This window comes from Niveispirillum cyanobacteriorum, assembly GCF_002868735.1.
GTDB classification, from domain to species: domain Bacteria; phylum Pseudomonadota; class Alphaproteobacteria; order Azospirillales; family Azospirillaceae; genus Niveispirillum; species Niveispirillum cyanobacteriorum.
Genome location: NZ_CP025611.1, coordinates 2,697,616 through 2,715,435, shown reverse-complemented (window position 1 = coordinate 2,715,435; position 17,820 = coordinate 2,697,616). Strand labels below are relative to the sequence as shown.

Sequence of the window (17,820 nt, the reverse complement as noted above, 5' to 3'; positions counted from 1 at the left end):
CCACGCAAGGCTGCCCGCCCGCCCATGCGGGGTGTTTGCATTTGCGTGAAACCGGCCCCTGGGCTAAGACCGGTTACCGGTGTTGGGGTTCCTCCCTTCGCTTGACGGCACTCACCATCGGTAAGCTCAAGACATGACCGATACGCCCCCCAAGGCCCTGGCGGCCAAGGCGCTGCTGCCCACCGGACTGCGTGACCTGCTTCCTCCGGATGCAGAGCATGAGGCGCAGGTTGTTGGCCGTCTGCTGAAGGAATTCCATCGCCACGGCTATGAACGGGTGAAACCCCCGCTGGTGGAGTTCGAGGAAGGGCTGCTGTCCGGCTCCGCCGCCAGCCTGGCCAACCAGACCTTCCGCATCATGGACCCGGTGTCACAGCGGATGATGGGCGTGCGGTCCGACATGACACCGCAGGTCGCCCGCATCGCCACGACCCGCCTGCGCAAGGCACCGCGCCCGCTGCGCCTGTCCTATGCGGGGCAGGTGCTGCGCGTGAAGGGCAGCAGCCTGCGCCAGGAGCGGCAGTTCGGGCAGGTGGGCGTGGAACTGATTGGCCCCGACCGGGCCGAGGCGGATGCCGAGATCATTCTGCTGGCGGCCAGTGCGCTGTCATCGGTGGGGGCCAAGGGCATTTCCATCGATCTGACGGTGCCGACGCTGGTGCCCGCCGTGGCCCGCGCCCTGTCCCTGTCGGATGATGATTACGCCCGCCTGCGCGCCGCCCTGGATCATCGGGATGCCGCCGCCGTGGCCGATGCCGCCGGCCCGCACGCCCCCCTGTTCCTGTCCATCCTGAATGCCAGCGGCCCAGCACCTGCGGCGGTCGAACGGCTGTCCGCCGTGGACCTGCCCGATGTGGCCAAGGCTGCGCGTCAGGAACTGGCCGATGTCGTGCGCCTGATCGCGGCGGCGGCACCGGGCCTTTCCGTCACCATCGATCCTGTGGAAATGCGCGGGTTTGAGTATCAGACGGGCGTCAGCTTCACGATCTTCGCGCGCGGTGTGCGCGGTGAACTGGGCCGTGGTGGCCGGTATCGCACCGGCGGTGCCGACCCGGTGGGCGAACCCGCCACGGGCTTTACACTCTATACCGACACCGTCCTGCGCGCCCTGCCCGGCCCCTCGCCGGTCAAGCGTGTTCTGCTGCCGCTGGGCACCGATTATGCCGAGGCGCAGGCCTTGCGCGCCCAGGGCTGGCACACGGTTGCCGCCATGGGGGCGCCCGGCGATCTGGTGGCAGAGGCCAAGCGCCTTTCCTGCTCACATTTGTTGACGGCGGACGGGCCCACGCCCGTCTGACCATTCTGACCGAAACCAACCCAGGGTGCGGGTCCGACAGGGCCATGTCGCCTGACGTCTTACGCAAGCGAGGAATATCATGGCCAATGTGGCGGTCGTCGGGTCCCAGTGGGGCGACGAAGGCAAGGGCAAGATCGTCGACTGGCTGTCCAGCCGCGCCGATGTCGTGGTCCGCTTTCAGGGCGGTCACAATGCCGGCCATACGCTGGTGATCAACGGCGTGGTCTATAAGCTGTCGCTGCTGCCCAGCGGCGTTGTCCGCCCCGGCAAGCTGTCGGTGATCGGCAATGGCGTCGTGGTCGATCCCTGGGCCCTGCTGAAGGAGATTGCCGCCATTCAGGAAAAGGGCGTGGAAATCACGCCCGACACCCTGCTGGTGGCCGAAAACTGCGCCCTGATCCTGCCGCTGCACTCTGCAGTGGACAAGGCGCGTGAGGAAGCGCGCGGCGTCAACAAGATCGGCACCACGGGCCGTGGCATCGGCCCCGCGTATGAGGACAAGGTGGCCCGTCGCGCCATCCGCGTCTGCGATCTGGCCGACGAGGCGGTACTGGAGCACAAGGTCGAACAGTTGCTGTTCCACCACAATGCCCTGCTGCGCGGCCTGGGTGCTGAGGAGTTAGCCAAGGACGAGGTCCTGGCCCAGTTGCGCGAGGTGGCGCCCAAGCTGCTGCCCTACAGCGCCGTTGTCTGGAAGCGCCTGGACGAGGCCCGCCGCCAGGGCAAGCGCATCCTGTTCGAAGGTGCCCAGGGCGCCATGCTGGACGTGGATCACGGCACCTACCCGTTCGTCACCTCCTCCAACACGGTGGCCGGCAATGCCGCCGCCGGGTCAGGTATGGGTCCGGGTGCCGTCGGCCATGTGCTGGGCATCACCAAGGCCTATACGACGCGCGTCGGTTCCGGCCCCTTCCCCACCGAACTGCATGACGAGATCGGCGACAAGATCGGCCAGCGCGGGCATGAGTTTGGCACCGTCACGGGCCGTAAGCGCCGCTGCGGCTGGTTCGACGCCGTGATGGTGCGTCAGGCCATCAAGACCGGTGGCATCACCGGCATCGCGCTGACCAAGCTGGACGTGCTGGACGGGTTTGACGAGTTGAAGGTCTGCACGGGTTACAAGCTGAATGGCGAAGTGATCCAGCACCTGCCCGCAGGTCAGACGGCCCAGGCGCAGGTGGAACCGATCTATGAGACCTTCGAAGGCTGGAGCGAAAGCACCCAGGGTGCCCGCTCCTGGGCCCAGCTTCCCGCCGCCGCCATCAAATATGTGCGCCGGATCGAGGAACTGATCGAGGCGCCGGTGACCTTGCTGTCCACCAGCCCCGAACGCGACGACACCATCCTGATGCGCGATCCGTTTGAAGATTGAGTGGGACGGGGGTGAAGTATGGTGGGCCAGCAGACTCGCCGGCCCGTCATGAGAGTCACGCTTACCTAGGCTTCTTGCCAAGTACAGCGGCCTCCTCTATACACACCGGCTCCATCGGACGGTGCGGCCGGGCGAGAAGCCCGGGGCATGCCCACCGTCCACATGTGAAGAAGGACCGAAAATGCCCAAGTTGAAGAACCATTCGGGCGCCAAGAAGCGGTTTAAGTTCACCGCTTCGGGCAAGGTGAAGGCCCAGGCCGCTGGCAAGCGCCACGGCATGAGCAAGCGCCCCCTGAAGATGAAGCGTAACGCACGTGGTACGTTCGTTATGTTCAAGGCCGACGGCGAGAAGATCGCTGAGAATTTCCTGCGGGTTAAGTGAGAGGACTGACCTATGGCACGCGTTAAGCGGGGCGTCACCACTCACGCCCGTCACAAGAAGATCCTGAAGCTCGCCAAGGGCTATCGTGGTCGCGGTTCCAAGTGCTATCGCGTTGCGATTGAAAAGGTCGAAAAGGCGCTTCGTTACGCCTATCGCGACCGTCGCAACAAGAAGCGCGATTTCCGCGGCCTGTGGATTCAGCGTATCAACGCCGGTGCGCGTCTGCACGGGCTGAAGTACAGCACCCTGATCCACGGCCTGAAGCGCGCTGGTATCGAACTGGACCGTAAGGTCCTGTCCGACATCGCCGCCCGCGAGCCGGAGAGCTTTAAGAGCCTGTGCGATCAGGCCCAGGCTGCTCTCAAGGCCGCCTGATTTCCGGTAACGGATTTCAGACCGGTTGCAAGTTGAAAGGGGGAGCAGGCCCGGCGGGCCCGCTCCCCCTTTTGCTTGTGCGGCTGCCATCTGTGCTATCATCGGGACCCGACCGGGACCGGAGGACGCCATGGGTTCGCTGACCATCCGCATTGATAATGAAGCGCCGATCAAGGGACTGGAAGATCGCGCCCACATGTCGGGTCGGACGGTCGAGGCGGAAGCCGAGGCTGTCCCGGCCAGCGTGGTCCGCCCCGCTGCACCGGATCGTACGGACCTGTTTGCCCGGATGGAAGCGCTGCGGGCGCTTACTGCCGGTACACAACAGACGCCGTCCGAAATTCTCCTGCGTGAGTTGAGAGACGAGCGGTGACCATTCCGGTTTGGCTTGGCCCGCCTCGTCACTCCGCTCACCGAATTCAAACCGGGCGCTTTCGCCCCCACCCTTTCCTGATCCGGACCCCTCATGGACACGCTCGATACGCTCAAGGCCGAAACCCTGGCCACCATCGCTTCTGCCAATGACAGCGCCGCCCTGGAAGAGGTGCGGGTTGCCGTCATGGGCAAGAAGGGCAGCATCACGGCCCTGATGGGCGATATGCGCAACCTGTCGCCGGACGAGCGCAAGGCCCGGGGTGCGGCGCTAAACGCGGTGAAGACCGCCGTGGAAGCGGCGATCGAGGGCCGCCGGGGCGAGTTGAAGACCATCGAGCTTGAGCGCCGTCTGGCGTCGGAACGCATCGACGTCACCCTGGCCCCCCGCCCCGAAACCCAGGGCCGCATCCACCCGATCAGCCAGACGGTGGATGAGATGGTGGCGATCTTCGCCGCCATGGGCTTCACGGTTGCCGAAGGCCCGGATATCGAGACGGACTTCAATAATTTCACCGCACTCAACATCCCGCCGGAACATCCGGCCCGCCAGATGCACGACACCTTCTATCTGCCGCCTTCGGCAGAGGGGGCGGCGCGGGTGCTGCGCACCCATACCAGCCCGGTGCAGATCCGCACCATGCTGAAGAACAAGCCGCCGATCCGCATCATCGCGCCCGGCCGCACCTATCGGTCGGACTATGACCAGACGCACACGCCCGTCTTCCATCAGATCGAAGGTCTGGTGATCGGCGAGGATATTCATATGGGCCATCTGAAGGGCTGCATCCTGGAATTCTGCCGCGCCTTCTTCCAGATCGACGATCTGCCCATCCGCTTCCGCCCCAGCTTCTTCCCCTTCACCGAACCGTCGGCAGAGGTGGATATCGGCTGCTCGCGCAAGGGCGGGGAGCTGAAGCTGGGCAATCATGGCGACTGGCTGGAGATCATGGGCTCCGGCATGGTGCATCCCAAGGTGCTGGAGAATTGCGGCATCGACAGCACCAAGTACCAGGGCTTCGCCTTCGGCATGGGGATCGAGCGCGTGGCGATGCTGAAATACGGCATCCCCGACCTGCGCTCCTTCTTCGACGCCGACCTGCGCTGGCTGCGCCATTACGGCTTCGTGCCGCTGGATCAGCCGAACCTGGCGCAGGGTCTGTCGCGGTAGAGGTAGTTCTTTCGCTCTTGCGAAATATTCTTGATGGCATAGCATCACCCTTACGCAACCCATACGGAGGTTCGGGTGATGCTTCCCTCGTTCTTGTCCGTCAATCCGCTGCTGGCGCCCTTCGTGACTGATCCGGCACAATTGCTGATGACCGCCACCATGACGGCGTTCGAACAGTTGCTGGGCAAGGGCGTGCTGGGCACACCGCTGACCGTCGGTGATACGACGATTATTCCCGTCACTATCACCACCTTCGGCGTCGGGACCGGTGGCGGTTCACTGTTCGGGGAGCCGGTGGGCGGGGGCGGAGGCGGGGGCGTCATCCCGGTCGCGCTGATCATCGTCACGCCCGACGGCACCCGGATAGAGCAGTTGCCAAAGGAAACCACCGCCGCGGCTCTGGAAAAGCTGACCGACATGGCCAAGGAAATGGGCGGTCGCCGCGAAAAGCGCTGAGCGGACCTTGCCAGGATGGGTTGGGCGCTTCATTCTGCCGCCGGCCACCGGTTGCGGGGGGTGCGGCCTTGCCATTTCGCGGGCCATACCCAACTGCCGGGCCGGGTGAAGCGGGAGTAAGCGATGGAAACGGGCCTGGACGAATATCACGGCGTTGATGCCGCGCGGTTCCAATCGGAAATCCAGCCGCGTTACCGCCCCGCCGTGCTGCGCGGTCTGGTCGCCCATTGGCCCGTGGTGAAGGAGGGGCAGACCTCGCCCCAGGCATTGGCGCAGTATCTGAAAAGCTTCGACCGTGGCGAACTGACCGAAAGCATGCTGGGGCCGCCTGCCATCAAGGGCCGGTTTTTTTATCGCGATGACATGCGCGGCTTTAATTTCGAACGGCAGCAGGAAACGCTGACCGCCGCCATCGACCGGCTGCTCGCATATCTGGACCATCCCGCCCCGCCCGCCTTCTATACCGGGTCCGTCCCCACGGATGTGAACCTGCCGGATTTCGGGCGGGACAATGTGATGGACCTGATCCCCCGTTCCACGGGGGCGCGCATCTGGATCGGCAATTCGGCCACCATCTCCACCCATTATGACCAGTCGGACAATATCGCCTGCGTGGTGGCGGGCACCCGGCGCTTCACCCTGTTCCCGCCCGAACAGCTGCCCAATCTCTATGTCGGGCCGCTGGATTACACGATGGCGGGACAGCCCAGCAGCATGGTCGATCTGGCCAACCCGGATTTCGCCCGCTATCCCCGCTTCCGCGCGGCGCTGGATGCCGCCATTACCGTCGATCTGCAACCCGGCGACGCGATCTATATCCCCTCCATGTGGTGGCACAATGTCGTCTCCACCGGGCCGTTCAATGTGCTGGTGAATTACTGGTGGAACGATGCCAAGCCCTGGGCCGGCAACCCGTTCCAGGCCCTGGTCCATTCCATCATGGCCATGGGGGAGATGCCGGCGGAACGGCGGGCGGTCTGGCGCGATGTCTTCGACCATTACGTCTTTCACCAGAACGGCGATCCGATGGCCCATATGGCGCCCGAGCATCGCTCCGTCACCGGCCCACTGACGCCGCGTCTGGCGCAGTATATCCGGGGCTGGCTGCTGCGCTGCCTGGGCGGCTGATCAGGGTTGCCGTCGCTGACTGCCTGCCCGGCGGCAGGACGGTCTTACCTGCGGCCCTTGGCCCGTGTTACACCCGTGGACGATATCGCCCCCCGCTGCCCGCCGGCCCACCCGGCGGCAGGGAAGTTTGCATCAGGACCATTCCCATGAAGTTCACGCTTTCCTGGCTGAAGACGCATCTCGACACCGACGCCACGCTGGATCAGATCACCGACGCGCTGACGGCCCTGGGCCTGGAGGTGGAGGGGGTTGAGGATCGGGGTGCCGCCCTGTCGGCCTTCCGCATCGCCCATGTCGTCTCCGCCGAGAAGCACCCGAACGCCGACAAGCTGCGCCTGTGCATGGTCGATACCGGTGCGGGTGAGCCGGTGCAGGTGGTGTGCGGCGCGCCCAATGCGCGGGCCGGCATCAAGGTGGTCTTCGCCGCTCCCGGCACCAAGATCCCCGTCTCTGGCGACACCCTGTCCATCGGCACCATCCGTGGCGTGGAAAGCCGGGGCATGATGTGTTCGGAGCGGGAGCTGCTGCTGTCCGACGAACATAATGGCATCATCGAGCTGCCGGCCGATGCCCCCGTGGGCGGCTCTTTCGCCGATTGGCGCGGCCTGTCCGATCCTGTGATCGAGATCGCGCTGACGCCCGACCGTGTCGATTGCGCCGGCGTGCGCGGCGTGGCCCGTGACCTCGCCGCTGCCGGCCTGGGCACCTTGAAGCCGCTGGCCGCCACGCCCGTGACGCCCGCCTTCGATAACCCGCTGAAGGTGACGCTGGATCATCCCGGCTGCCCGCAAATCGCCTTCCGCCTGATCCGGGGCGTGAAGAATGGCCCCAGCCCGAAATGGCTGGCCGACCGGCTGCTGGCCGTGGGCCTGCGCCCGATCAGCGCCCTGGTCGATATCACCAATTATTTCAGCCTGGACCTCTGCCGTCCGCTGCATGTCTTCGACGCGGCCAAGCTGAACGGCGGCATCACGCTGCGGGCCACGGCGCAGGGCGACACACTGCTGGCGCTGAACGGCAAGGAATATGCCCCGCCCGCCGGCCTGATCGGCATCTATGATGATGCGCATATGATCTCCATGGCCGGCGTCATGGGCGGGGAGACGACAGGCGTCACCGCCGACACCACCGATGTCGTGCTGGAAGTGGCAACGTTTGAACCGGTGCGCATCGCCGAGGCTGGCCGCGCCCTGCAACTGGATAGCGACGCCCGCTACCGCTTTGAACGCGGCGTGGACCCGGCCAACATCCTGGAAAAGGTCGAACTGGCCACCGCTTTGATCCTGGACCTGTGCGGCGGTTCCGCCGGCGCCGTCAGCCTGACCGGTGCTGAACCCGCCTGGCAGCGTACCCTGACCCTGCGCCCCGCCCGTGTGGCCGCCCTGGGTGGCGTGGATGTGCCGGTGGATGAACAGGTCCGCATCCTGTCCGTCCTGGGCTTCACCGTCACCCGCCGTGACGATGGCGTTCTGGTGGCGGACGTTCCGTCCTGGCGTCGCGATGTGGAGGGCGAGGCCGATCTGGTGGAGGAGGTGTTGCGCGTCAACGGCTTCGACAAGATCCCGGCCACGCCGTTGCCGCGTGAGGTGGGCACCCCGGCCCCGGCGCTCACCGCCGATCAGCGGCGGCGCTTCAACGCCCGCCGCGCCGCCGCCGAGCGCGGCTTGCTCGAGTCGGTGACCTGGTCCTTCGTCGATCCCAAGGTTGCGGCCCTGTTCGATGGCGACAAGGATGAACTGCGCCTGCTGAACCCGATCAGCGCCGATCTGGCCGTCATGCGTCCCTCCATCCTCGGCACCCTGGTGCCCGCCGCTGGCCGCAACGCTGCCAAGGGCTTCAAGGATGTTGGCCTGTTCGAGGTTGGCCCCGCCTTCCGCGACGGGTCGGAAAAGGGTCAGGATCTGGTGGTGGCCGGTGTGCGCGCCGGTGCTGCCGTCCCGCGCAACTGGTCCAAGGGCGAGCGCCCCGTCGATGCCTTTGATGCCAAGGGCGATGCCTTGGCCATTCTGGAGGCGGCGGGCGCCCCTGTCGCCAACCTGCAGGTTACGCGCGATGCGCCCGGCTGGTACCATCCGGGCCGTTCGGGTGTGCTGCGCCTGGGCCCCACGGTTCTGGGCCGCTTCGGCGAGCTGCATCCCGCCCTGCTGGAGGCGCTGGACGTCACCGGCCCCGTGGTGGCGTTCGAGCTGTTCCTGGATGCCGTGCCGGCGCCCAAGAAGAAGGGCGGTACCGCCAAGCCGCTGCTGGCCCTGTCGCCGTTCCAGCCCGTGGACCGCGACTTCGCCTTCCTGGTTGCCAACAGCACCGACAGCGACAAGCTGCTGAAGGCCGCCAAGGGCGCCGACAAGGCGCTGATCAGCGATGTCAGCATCTTCGACATCTATGAAGGCAAGGGTGTGGAGCCCGGCTTCAAGTCGGTGGCCCTGTCGGTCACCTTGCAGCCGGTCGATAAGACCCTGACCGACAAGGAGATCGAGGATGTGGCCGCCAAGGTGGTGGCCGCCGTCGCCAAGGCCACGGGGGCCTCTTTGCGCGGCTGATCGCATTCGCTTACCACCGACTTAATTGAGAAAGGGGCGCCACCCAGTGGCGCCCCTTTTTTCATGCCTATTATGCCATCGCCGCATGTCAAACGCATCGGCTTACGCAGATGACAGCCTTACATAACGTTTACGGAAGGTAGGGTAAAAGTCACCTTTCCCCTCTGGAATTTCATGATTCCATTTCAGCCGTGAAAGGAATTTCTTAGACCACAGATGGCTTCACCCTGTGAACCCCTCCATTTCACTTGGTCATGCCCAATAAATAATCAACATAGATAAAATTCCACTCAAATACACATTGCACCTCACCTAAGTCACCACTAACAAAACACCGTCACACCTCTGTCACATCCCTTGGCAAAGACAGGAAAATTGCCACTTCCCATCTGTTCACCCCTTGGCTTGACTGTCGAAACCCCGTTACAGTGCAAGAAAACAAAATGGCGCCCCAAGCCAGTTCAGGGCGGGCAAGCCGAAGAAAGTATCGGGAGGGAACATGCGTGCGCTTAAAAATCTTCCCATCGTGTGGAAGCTGGTTCTGCCATTGCTGCTGATGGGCGTACTGACCATCGGCACGTCGCTTTACGCCCTGTCTCAGATGGAGGCGGTGGGCGATGAATATCGCGGCATGCTGGACCGCTCGGAAAATGCCAAGGCCATCCTGAATGCGCGGGAAACCGCGACGGACCTGGGTCGCCTCGGCTACACGATGGTGGCGGAGACGGACAGCTTCATCCTGGACAGCATGCAGGACGAGATCGCCCTGAAGCGGGATGAACTGACAGGCCATCTGGACCGGGTGGAGAAGATCCTGCCGGAGCGCAAGGCCGATATCGATGCCATCCGCGAAGATACGCGCCGCATGCTGGAAATCGTCGAACAGGCGCGGCAACTGGCACTGAACGGCAAGGGTTCCCAGGCCGCCGCCATCCTGGTCGACCGGTTCGACATCAAGCTGACCGACGTTCTGGACAAGCTGGAGGTGACGACGGGCGATGTGCAGGCCAAGCTGGATGCCGGCAAAAATGCCGCGCAGAGCCGGTTCGACCGCGCCCTGGCCGTCACCCTGATCGTGGGCCTGTCGGGCACGGCTATCGTGCTGGCCCTGGGCATCGCGCTGGGCATGGTCGGCATTTCCCGCCCCCTGCGCCGCATCGTCACCACCATGACCAAGCTGGCCGACGGCGACCTGTCGGTGAAGGTGTCGGGCGGCGACCGCCGGGACGAGATCGGTTCCACGGCCCGTGCGCTGGCCGTGTTCCAGAAGGGCATGCGTGAGGCGGAGCGGATGCGCGACGAACAGGCGGCCATGGAGGAACGGGTGGAGGCGGAGAAGCGCCAGGCCCTGGTCCGTCTGGCCGATGATTTTGAAGGCAGCATGCAGGCGGTCGTCAGCGCCGTGGGCGGGGCCGCCGACCGCATGCGCGGCACCGCCCAGGGCCTGAACAGCGTCGCCGATGAAACCAACCGACAGTCCGAAGCCGTGGCCAGTGCCGCCGAACAGGCCGCGGAAAATGTGAACACGGTTGCCGCCGCCGCCGAACAGTTGACGGCCTCGATCAACGAAATCTCCCGCCGTGTGGCCGAAAGCGCCAGCATCGCCCATGACGCCGTGGCAGAGGCCGAACGGTCGAACAGCACCGTCACCGGTCTGGTCGATGCCGCCCAGCGCATCGGGGAGATCGTGCGCCTGATCGGCGATATCGCCAGCCAGACCAATCTGCTGGCGCTTAACGCCACCATCGAGGCGGCCCGCGCCGGAGAGGCGGGCAAGGGCTTCGCCGTTGTGGCGTCAGAGGTGAAGGCCCTGGCCACCCAGACCGCCAGGGCGACGGAGGAGATCGGCAGCCAGATCGCCACCATGCAGTCTGCCGCTGGTAATGCCGCCAATGCCATTCGGGGCGTCGGTGGCACCATCGACAAGATCAGCGGCATCGTCTCCACCATCGCCACCGCCGTGGAGGAACAGGGCGCTGCGACGCGTGAGATCGCCAGTTCCGTGGCCCAGGCCGCCACCGGCACCCAGAATGTCAGCGCCACCATCGGTGAGGTCACACGCGCCGCCGCCGAAACCGGCAGCATGGCCGGCGACGTCCTGAACGCCGCCAACGATCTGGTCGGCGAAAGTGCCGCCCTGAACCGTCAGGTGGCGCAGTTCGTGGCGAAGGTGCGGGCGGGGTAACGGGTCGGGGCTACCCTCTCCCTCCCGTCGGTGTCAGCCGATGCGGAGGAGAGGAAGCGACAAAAATAGCCTCCACCTGCGGTCACGCCACCCCGGCGACGTCATCACTTCGGACCCCACCGGAGTATCCCCATGATCCGCCGCCTGCTGCTGGCCGCCGCCCTGTTCCTGACCCCTCCCGCCCTGGCGGCACCACAGACGCAGACGGTGACTGCCGCCAACACCCAGGTCGGGTTTTCCATCCGCTATCTGTTGCTGGCCAAGGCCACAGGCCGCTTCACCGACATTGCCGGCAGTTTCAGCTTTGATCCCGATACGGATGAGCTGGGCGGCATCGATGTCACCATCGCCACGGGCAGCGTCGATACCGGCAGTGCGGGGCGCGACCGCGATTTGCAGGGCGAGGATTTCTTCGCCACCGCCCAATATCCCGCCATGCACTTCATCGGCCATCATGCCGTCCGTACCGGCCCGCACAGCGGTCGCGTCTCCGGTGAACTGACATTGCGCGGGGTGACAAAACCTGTCGACCTGGATGTCACCCTGGCCAATCACCGCGCCACGGCCACCACCAGCATCAAACGCAGCGATTTCGGCATGCGCCCCGGCCTGGCCAGCCTGTTCATCGCCGACCGGGTGGATATAAGGATCGAGATCAGCGACCTGCCCGGTGCGGTCAGCCCGTAGTTCCCGTTACGACACCGCCGGCGTCACGCCCTTGGGCAGCAGCAGCCAGTAACGCCCGGGGCTTTTCATCAGACCGGCACGCTGTTCGGCGTCTGCCCCATGGCCCCAGAACACATCGCCGCGCACAGGCCCCCGGATGGCCCCGCCCGTATCCTGCGCCACCATCAGGCGGCGGATGCGGGTCTTGGCGTCCAGCGGGTCCTGCGCGTCCAGCCAAACGGGCACGCCATAGGCGATGAAGGTGCGGTCCACAGCCAGCGACCGGCCCGGCGTCAGGGCCACGCCCTGCGCGCCCAGCGGCCCCTCCCCCTCCAGCCGGCGGAAGAACACAAAGGAGGGGTTGGTGTTCATGACGGCGGCGGCCTGGGCCGGGTTCGCCTCCAGCCAGGCGCGGATCGACTGCATCGACACGTCTTCCTTGGCCAGCGCCCCGCGCGCCACCAGTTCGCGCCCGATGGCGAAATAGGGCTGACCGTTCTGCCCGTCATAGCCGACGCGGACCTGGCTGCCATCGGGCAGGGTGACACGGCCCGACCCCTGGATCTGCAGGAAGAAGGCATCGACCGGGTCATCGACATAGAGCAGTTCCAGCCCCTTGCCGTTCAGGGCGCCGGCCTCAATCGCCTTGCGGTCGGCATAGGGTTTCAACTGCCCATCGACCACCCGGCCCGCAATGCGTTCGCCCTTCAGGTTGGGCCGGAATTCGCCCAGTTCCACCATCACCAGATCGGCGGGACGCTTGTAAAGCGGGGTCTGGTACTTGCCCTGGCGCTTGAACGAACCGCGCAGCGAGCTTTCGTAATAACCCGTGAACAGGCCCTCTGCCGTGCCATTATCGGTGGCCGCCCAGGGCTGGAACAGGTTTTCAACGGCCCGGCGTAGGGCCACATGGTCGCCCGCCGGCAGCTTGGCGATGGCAGCACAGGGGCCGATCCAGTCGCTGACCCGGCCCATCATGCCGTCGGGACCCAGCGCCCGGTCACCCGGCTGCTTGACCAGCCGGTCACAGCTTTTCAGCAGCGCGGGCAGCGCGTCGGCCGTGCGGTCCACCGACCAGCCGGACAGGTCGCTGAAACTGGCGGGCAGCAGGGTCAGGCGGGCAGCGGGCTTCTCCGCCTCTGCCGGGGCTGCCGGGGTGCCGGGCACCTTGGTCGGTTGCGCGGCACAGCCGGCCAGCAGGCCAAGGGCGAAAAGGGCGGCGAGGGAGCGGAGGCGCATCGGCAATCCATGGGGCAGACATGGAAAGGGCGCCCGGTAAGGGGCGCCCCGGAAGGACGGGCGGCAGGGCGGCATCAGCCGCCACTGCGCGTTTCGGACAGGTGCCAGTTCGGGTCGCTGGCGCGGGTATTGCGGCTGAAGGTCCAGATATCCACCACTTCCTCGGGCCGCGCCTCATCCCCATCGACGATATTGCCATCGGCATCGCGCGTGACATGGGTCTGGCGGGTGGTGAAGGTGACGGTGCAGCGGGCCGTACGGCCATCCAGCTGGGCTGCCGACAGGTCCACCGCCTCGAACGAATGGATGCGGCTGTCCAGCGTCTCTCCCGCCGCCTGCCGGTCGCGGATGGCGGCGGCGAAACGGTCATAGACATCATCGGCCAGCAGCGGGCGCAGCGTCGGCGTGTCACCGTCGGCATAGGCCTTGACGATCATCTCGAACGCGGCCTTGGCGCCCTGCAGGAAGGTGCGCTCGTTGAAGCTGGGGTCGGCGGCGCGGATCAGGCGCAGACCATCTTCCAGCGACACCGGGCCGGACGGGTCTGGCAGGTCGGATAGATCAGGGGCAGGACCGCGACCCGGCAATTGGATGACATTGTCACCCTCCACCGTCGGGCCGGTGGCGCCGTTATTGTCGCGTGGGGTGAAGGGATTGGGACGTTCCCGTTCCTCCCCATGCTTGCGGCCAAGCACGTTGCGAAGGCGATAGATGAAGAACGCCGCCACCATCGCGAAAATCAGAATTTCCAGCCAGACGGAGCCGCCGCCCATCGCATCACCCATTTCTGCCCTTGCGCCCGACCGGGTATGAACACCATCTGATGCGGGTGGCATCCTCTCGCCATCCGCCCGCCGGGGCGTTAATTTATGAAAGCCTGTCCGTTAGATAGGCTCTCAATCGTGAAAGAGCAAGGACAGCCATGCGTTTCCTCCTTCCGTTGCTGCTGCTTCCGCTGCTGGAAATTGCCGGTTTCGCCTGGGTCGGGTCCCAATTGGGGGCGATTACGACCGTATTGCTGGTGGTTCTGTCGGGCGTGATCGGCGTTCTGCTGCTGCAACGCACGGGCCTGGAAAGCGTGCGCCGCGCCCAGGTGGGCCTGCGCACCGGTGAGACGGAACCGATGCGACAGATGTTCGGCGGGCTGTGCACGGCCTTTTCCGCCATCCTTTTTCTGATCCCCGGCTTCATCACCGATATCCTGGCCCTGATCCTGTTCCTGCCCCCGGTGCGCAATGCCCTGCTGGCCCGCATGACCATCTTCATGCAGGTGAACGGCCAGACCGTCCGCTCACGCCCGGCACCGCGCGGCGGCAATTCCGTGATCGATGTCGAGTATGAGGACGTGTCCCGCCCCGGCAGCGGCGATCAGGCCGGCGACCTGCCCCCGCCCGACAGCAAATGGCGTCCGCCCGGCGCTTGAGGGAAAACGGCGCAAAGGCCGGCGACCGCCGGCCCGCGACCGCGTGGTCGCGTAAGCCAAGGCGGCGGATGCCGCCGCCCGGCGCTTGAGGGCGTACTACTTGGTCCCGAACAGCCGGTCGCCGGCATCGCCCAGACCCGGCACGATATAGGCGTTTTCGTTCAGGTGGCTGTCCAGCGCTGCTGTATAGACGGGCACATCGGGATGGGCGGCATGGAAGGTGCGCACGCCCTCCGGTGCCGATACCAAGGCCATGAAGCGGATCTGGCTGTCCTTCACCCCGTGGCGGTTCAGGACATCGACGGCATGCACCGCCGAATGACCTGTGGCCAGCATGGGATCGACCAGGATGAACAGCCGCCCCTCCGCATCCGGCAGCTTCACCAGATATTCCACGGGCCGCTTCGTCTCATGATCGCGGTAAAGGCCGATATGTCCTTCCCGCGCCGCGGGGACCAGTTCCATCAACCCTTCGGCCATCACCAGACCGGCACGCAGGATGGGCACCACGGCCAGCTTCTTGCCCTCGATCACCGGTGCATCCATGGGGCAGAGCGGCGTCTCGATGGTCTGCGTGGTCAGCGGCAGATCGCGCGTGATCTCATACCCCATCAGCAGGGCAATCTCGCGCAGCAGCTGCCGGAACCCCATGGTCGACCGCGTCTTGTCGCGCATGCAGGAAAGCTTGTGCTGGATCAGCGGGTGATCAAAGACGAACAGGTTGGGAAAATCGCTGCGCATGGTGGTGTCCGGGTCTGGGGGGCGGGTCCTTGGCGGCACAATAGCCAAGGCAAGCAGTTAAATACCAGCCATGCCAAAGCCCCGCGCTGTCATTTAGGGCCTTGCGTCCATATGATCGCTTCCCGCCTTGCCCCCATCCCCGGACCATCATGCGCCGTCACGATCGCCCCACCGGCAACCACGATCCGTCACAGCGGCCAAAGCGCCTGACCGACGGGCAGGTGCTGCGTCAGTTGCTGCCCTATCTCTGGCCCGCGGGGCAGACAGGGATCAAGGTGCGGGTCGTGACGGCCCTGCTGTTCCTGGCGGCGGCCAAGGCAGCCAATGTGTCCGTCCCCATCTGGTACAAGGGCGCGGTCGATGCCCTGACGGCGGGCGGTAATCTGGCGGCCAGCCCGGCGGTGGCGATCCCGGTCGGCTTCATCCTGGCCTATGGTCTGGCCCGTGTGTTGAGCTTGGCGTTCGGCGAATTGCGCGACGCCATCTTTGAACGGGTTAGCCAGCGGGCCATGCGGGTGGCCGCGCTCAATGTTTTCCGGCATCTGCATGCCCTGTCCCTACGCTTCCATCTGGAGCGGCAGACGGGGGGCCTCAGCCGGGTGGTGGAGCGCGGAACCAAGGCCATCGACAGCCTGCTGGGAACATCGCTGTTCAACGTGCTGCCCACCCTGCTGGAAATCCTGCTGGTGACCGGCATCCTCTGGCACCTGTTCGACATCCGCTTTGCCGCCGTCACCTTTGCTACCGTCGCCGGCTATATCTGGTACACGATCACCGTCACCAACTGGCGCACGCGCATCCGCCGCGACATGCTGGATGCCGATACCCGGGCCAGCGCCAAGGCCATCGACAGCCTGCTGAATTACGAGACGGTGAAGTATTTCGGCAATGAAGGGTTTGAGGCCAGCCGCTACGACAAGGCCCTGCGCGCCTATGAGGATGCGGCCGTCCGCACCCAATCCTCCCTGTCGCTGCTCAATGTCGGCCAGGGGATCATCATCGCCGCCGGCGTGGTCAGTGTCATGTGGATGGCAGCCGGCGGCATCATCAGCGGCGAACTGACCATCGGCGATTTCGTGCTGGTGAACACCTACCTGCTACAGCTTTACCAGCCCTTGAACATTTTCGGCTTCGTCTATCGCGGTATCAAGGAAGCCTTGAACGAGATGGAGCGGATGTTCGAACTGCTGGCCGTGAACCGGGAGGTGGAGGACGCGCCTGATGCCCGGCCGCTGACGGCCAAGGGTGGGGAAATCCGCTTCGAGGGCGTGGATTTCGCCTATGACAGCCGCCGGCCCATCCTGAAGGGCCTGGATTTCACGGTGCCGGCGGGCCACACGGTGGCGGTCGTCGGGCCGACAGGGGCCGGGAAATCCACCCTGTCCCGCCTGCTCTACCGGTTCTACGACGTCACGGGCGGAGCCGTGTTGATCGACGGGCAGGATGTGCGGGCGGTGACGCAGGACAGTCTGCGCGCCGCCATCGGCATCGTCCCGCAGGACACGGTACTGTTCAACGACACGATCCGCTACAACATCGCCTATGGCCGCCCCGGCGCCACCCAGGCCGATTTGGACCGCGTGGCAGAAGCCGCTCAGATCGGTGATTTCATCAATTCCCTGCCCGATGGCTGGGACACTTTGGTGGGCGAACGCGGGTTGAAACTGTCGGGCGGGGAAAAGCAGCGCGTGGCCATCGCCCGCACCCTGCTGAAAAACCCGCCCATCCTGATCCTGGACGAGGCAACATCGGCCCTGGACACCCACACCGAACGTGAAATCCAGGCGGCCTTGGGCTTGGCCGCGCGCGGCCGCACCACGCTGGTCATTGCCCACCGCCTGTCCACGGTCGTGGACGCGGACGAGATCATTGTGCTGGAGGCAGGCCGCATTGCGGAGCGCGGCAGCCACGCGGCCCTTCTGGCCCAGGACGGGGCCTATGCAGCCCTGTGGGCAAAGCAGCAAGAGGGGGTGGCGGTTTAATCCCCCCGCCCCGCCAACCACCCGCCCAGCCGTTCCCGCTCCGCCCCCGACAGGTCGTAGAACGCGACACCCAGCCCACCATGCCGGCGCCAAGCCACCACTGCGTCGCCGGCAATGTCGACATCGCCCAGGGTCAGGACAAAGCTGAACCGGTCCTGCGGGTTCAACAGGCCGCGATAGCCCACAACGCACATTCCCGCACTGTTGACCTCCGTCACGGCCAACACCTGTTCATTCACCATTGCCGAGACATCCGCCAGCGGCGGATAGGTCTGGGGCCGGCGGCGGAACAGCCGGGTCAGCCAGCGGCGCAGCGGCGGCAATGCCGCGATGGGGCGGGCCGGGCTGTGGCTGGTTTGGACGCTGGCAGTCATGGGCGCGGTCCTGGGGATAAGCCTGGGGATGACCAGGGGGATTTCGTGTGGGCTTGCTGTGGGTGGATTGGTGGATACATCCAGAATCACACGGATTCCCGCCGCTTGCAAAGCAGC

17 protein-coding genes are annotated in these 17,820 nt (G+C 65.4%); 13 read left to right on the top strand and 4 right to left on the bottom strand.

The genetic code is table 11. The features are described 5' to 3' along the window. Positions 1 to 133: 133 nt before the first annotated feature. The 11 genes from C0V82_RS12620 to C0V82_RS12570 all read left to right on the top strand — a co-directional run bounded on the left by C0V82_RS12620 (position 134) and on the right by C0V82_RS12570 (position 11,965). Positions 134 to 1,297, top strand: a complete 1,164-nt coding sequence (locus tag C0V82_RS12620) for an ATP phosphoribosyltransferase regulatory subunit (RefSeq protein ID WP_102112653.1) — start codon at positions 134 to 136, stop codon at positions 1,295 to 1,297. 79 nt (positions 1,298 to 1,376) lie between these two features. Then, entirely contained in the window at positions 1,377 to 2,669 is a 1,293-nt protein-coding gene (locus C0V82_RS12615; protein WP_102112652.1) for an adenylosuccinate synthase, read from the top strand. A gap of 181 nt (positions 2,670 to 2,850) precedes the next feature. After that, positions 2,851 to 3,051, top strand: a complete 201-nt coding sequence (rpmI, locus tag C0V82_RS12610; RefSeq protein ID WP_029012316.1) for a 50S ribosomal protein L35 — start codon at positions 2,851 to 2,853, stop codon at positions 3,049 to 3,051. 12 nt (positions 3,052 to 3,063) lie between these two features. After that, complete coding sequence (gene rplT / locus C0V82_RS12605; protein ID WP_094455779.1) at positions 3,064 to 3,426, top strand: 50S ribosomal protein L20; 363 nt, start codon at positions 3,064 to 3,066, stop codon at positions 3,424 to 3,426. A 130-nt stretch (positions 3,427 to 3,556) separates the two neighbouring features. Then, the gene (locus C0V82_RS12600; protein WP_102112651.1) at positions 3,557 to 3,799 is read left to right on the top strand and encodes a hypothetical protein; all 243 of its coding nucleotides are present in this window, start codon (positions 3,557 to 3,559) and stop codon (positions 3,797 to 3,799) included. Positions 3,800 to 3,892: 93 nt separating this feature from the next. Further along, positions 3,893 to 4,969 carry a phenylalanine--tRNA ligase subunit alpha gene (pheS, locus tag C0V82_RS12595; protein WP_102112650.1) on the top strand — a complete coding sequence of 359 codons (1,077 nt, stop codon included), beginning with the start codon at positions 3,893 to 3,895 and terminating at the stop codon, positions 4,967 to 4,969. Positions 4,970 to 5,047: 78 nt separating this feature from the next. Then, entirely contained in the window at positions 5,048 to 5,425 is a 378-nt protein-coding gene (locus C0V82_RS12590) for a spore germination protein GerW family protein (RefSeq protein ID WP_102112649.1), read from the top strand. Positions 5,426 to 5,548: 123 nt separating this feature from the next. Further along, positions 5,549 to 6,553: a cupin-like domain-containing protein gene (locus C0V82_RS12585; protein ID WP_102112648.1), complete on the top strand. Its 1,005-nt coding sequence runs from the start codon at positions 5,549 to 5,551 to the stop codon at positions 6,551 to 6,553. Between the two features lie 146 nt (positions 6,554 to 6,699). Next, positions 6,700 to 9,093 (top strand): phenylalanine--tRNA ligase subunit beta, encoded by a 2,394-nt coding sequence (gene pheT, locus C0V82_RS12580; RefSeq protein WP_102112647.1) that lies wholly within the window; start codon positions 6,700 to 6,702, stop codon positions 9,091 to 9,093. Positions 9,094 to 9,592: 499 nt separating this feature from the next. Next, positions 9,593 to 11,278: a methyl-accepting chemotaxis protein gene (locus C0V82_RS12575; protein ID WP_102112646.1), complete on the top strand. Its 1,686-nt coding sequence runs from the start codon at positions 9,593 to 9,595 to the stop codon at positions 11,276 to 11,278. A gap of 132 nt (positions 11,279 to 11,410) precedes the next feature. Beyond that, the gene (locus C0V82_RS12570; protein ID WP_102112645.1) at positions 11,411 to 11,965 is read left to right on the top strand and encodes a YceI family protein; all 555 of its coding nucleotides are present in this window, start codon (positions 11,411 to 11,413) and stop codon (positions 11,963 to 11,965) included. A 6-nt stretch (positions 11,966 to 11,971) separates the two neighbouring features. Here C0V82_RS12570 and mltA read toward each other — a convergent pair whose 3' ends face one another. Next, positions 11,972 to 13,183, bottom strand: coding sequence for a murein transglycosylase A (gene mltA / locus C0V82_RS12565; protein WP_102112644.1), 1,212 nt, complete (start codon positions 13,181 to 13,183; stop codon positions 11,972 to 11,974). Positions 13,184 to 13,257: 74 nt separating this feature from the next. Further along, entirely contained in the window at positions 13,258 to 13,968 is a 711-nt protein-coding gene (locus C0V82_RS12560; protein ID WP_245924085.1) for a Tim44/TimA family putative adaptor protein, read from the bottom strand. Positions 13,969 to 14,105: 137 nt separating this feature from the next. Here C0V82_RS12560 and C0V82_RS12555 point away from each other — a divergent pair, with 137 nt between their 5' ends. Continuing rightward, a complete protein-coding gene (locus tag C0V82_RS12555) occupies positions 14,106 to 14,606 on the top strand; it encodes an FxsA family protein (protein ID WP_102112643.1) in 501 nt (166 codons plus the stop codon). A gap of 96 nt (positions 14,607 to 14,702) precedes the next feature. Here the strand turns inward: C0V82_RS12555 and upp are convergent, their stop codons facing one another. Then, positions 14,703 to 15,347, bottom strand: coding sequence for a uracil phosphoribosyltransferase (upp, locus tag C0V82_RS12550; protein ID WP_102112642.1), 645 nt, complete (start codon positions 15,345 to 15,347; stop codon positions 14,703 to 14,705). 149 nt (positions 15,348 to 15,496) lie between these two features. On the opposite strand from upp, the gene C0V82_RS12545 reads away from it, so the two are divergent. Next, a complete protein-coding gene (locus tag C0V82_RS12545; RefSeq protein ID WP_102112641.1) occupies positions 15,497 to 17,329 on the top strand; it encodes an ABCB family ABC transporter ATP-binding protein/permease in 1,833 nt (610 codons plus the stop codon). On the opposite strand, the gene C0V82_RS12540 is transcribed toward C0V82_RS12545, so the two are convergent. Next, a complete protein-coding gene (locus C0V82_RS12540; protein ID WP_102112640.1) occupies positions 17,326 to 17,703 on the bottom strand; it encodes a PilZ domain-containing protein in 378 nt (125 codons plus the stop codon). The genes C0V82_RS12545 and C0V82_RS12540 overlap by 4 nt on opposite strands. Between the last annotated feature and the right edge of the window lie 117 nt (positions 17,704 to 17,820).